At 56.0% G+C, this 1,378-nt stretch carries 2 protein-coding genes; both read right to left on the bottom strand.

Annotation, left to right across the window (positions count from 1 at the left end; translation table 11 throughout):
• Window positions 1-347: 347 nt before the first annotated feature.
• Window positions 348-974 carry an SOUL family heme-binding protein gene (locus B2R17_RS03005; RefSeq protein ID WP_008668835.1) on the bottom strand — a complete coding sequence of 209 codons (627 nt, stop codon included), beginning with the start codon at window positions 972-974 and terminating at the stop codon, window positions 348-350.
• A 116-nt stretch (window positions 975-1,090) separates the two neighbouring features.
• Window positions 1,091-1,378 (bottom strand): DUF2867 domain-containing protein (locus tag B2R17_RS03000; protein ID WP_286762787.1); only part of this gene is annotated, 288 nt, incomplete at its 5' end.

Below are 1,378 nucleotides of genomic sequence, written 5' to 3'. Positions count from 1 at the left end.
CGGTGACACACCGGGCGGCTCGCTCCGCTCCGCTACAGCCGATTTTGATTCCGAACGGTTCCTTACGGCACCGCTAGCGCAGACGGAAACCCACGGCTGGTTCTTCACTCACCGAAGTCAAAGCGTTTTCTATCTTCCGACTGGCCTTCGACCGGTTTGTCCTCGGCTGCTTTGGATCCATGTTGGCTGTGGAGGATCATCCGTCGACATTCTGGACAAAGCGAGTCCAAATCACTCGGCCAATTTCCTACGGACTCAACGCGATGCGTTGGTTCCAGGAAATGAAAGAGACGACGACACTGCTGGCAATTGTTGAACGGCATGCTTTCATTGTAGCGGACTGCTCACTACTTCAACCGAATCAGGACTTCGTTGCGACGCAGAGCCGCGGGAGTGAAGGGCGGATCGTAGGAAGCGGCTTCGACTCCGCTGGTTTGGTTCGACTCATCGTCTTCGTTGACGGCTGCGGTCAGACCTTTGGTTTCCATCCAGGCTCGTAGTTTGGCTTCGGATTCCTTGGCGAGCTTTTTGTCCAACTTGCCGGGGAATCGGATCACGGCAAAGCGTCCGCCGGCTCGTTTGCGGACATCAACGTCGGGGCCGGTTGGTGAGGGAACGCCTTCGACCGCGACTTCCTTGGGCATCACAAATCCCATCTGGACTTCCGAATCGGCTTGATCGTTTTCCATGAAGACGGGAGTCGTCATTGAGATCTTTTGCTCGGCTTCGTTGGCTCCCGAGATGTAGCGAAACAGCTTCATGAAGCTGCCATCTCGGCCTTGAGCATCGATTTTGGTCTTCGTTGCGACCAGCATCAGATCGGGATACTCGCGAATTTCAAATTCGCCGTTGGACTCGATGACTTTGTATTCCGCCGATTCGTAACCCGCTCGCGTGGTTCGGCTCAGCAGGAACACTCCGCCGGTGACCAGAACGGCGATCGTTGCGACAGTCATGATTTTTCGATGGGACATCGGATTGCCTTTTCTCACCGCTGGTTGATGGCGACAGATCGGAAAGCGAATTGTCGGCCAATGTACGATAGATGGCTGGCTAGTTCGATCGACTCGAAGTCGTTCAACACGAGAGGCTACCCCCGAACGTTTTTCGCGATTCCTCGAAGCATGACGGGGAAGACGAGGCCGTGCAGCGGCAACACCGCGTACCAATACGCCAGGCCCAGCAAGCCCTTGGGACGAAATCTCGCTGTCATGACGACTTGTGTTGTTTCTGCCCCGGACGGTTCCAACTGGAAGTCGAGTTCCGCTTCGCCGGGCAGCTTCATTTCGGCTCGCAAGGTCAGGCGTTCGTTGGGAACCAGTTTCGTGACTCGCCAAAAGTCGACCGCTTCGCCGTAATGCAAATCACGCGGATGGCG

Source organism: Rhodopirellula sp. UBA1907, from assembly GCF_002337565.1.
Taxonomy (GTDB): Bacteria; Planctomycetota; Planctomycetia; order Pirellulales; family Pirellulaceae; genus Rhodopirellula; species Rhodopirellula europaea.
The sequence above is the reverse complement of the archived record's forward strand: the minus strand, read 5'-3'. Positions and strand labels throughout refer to the sequence as shown.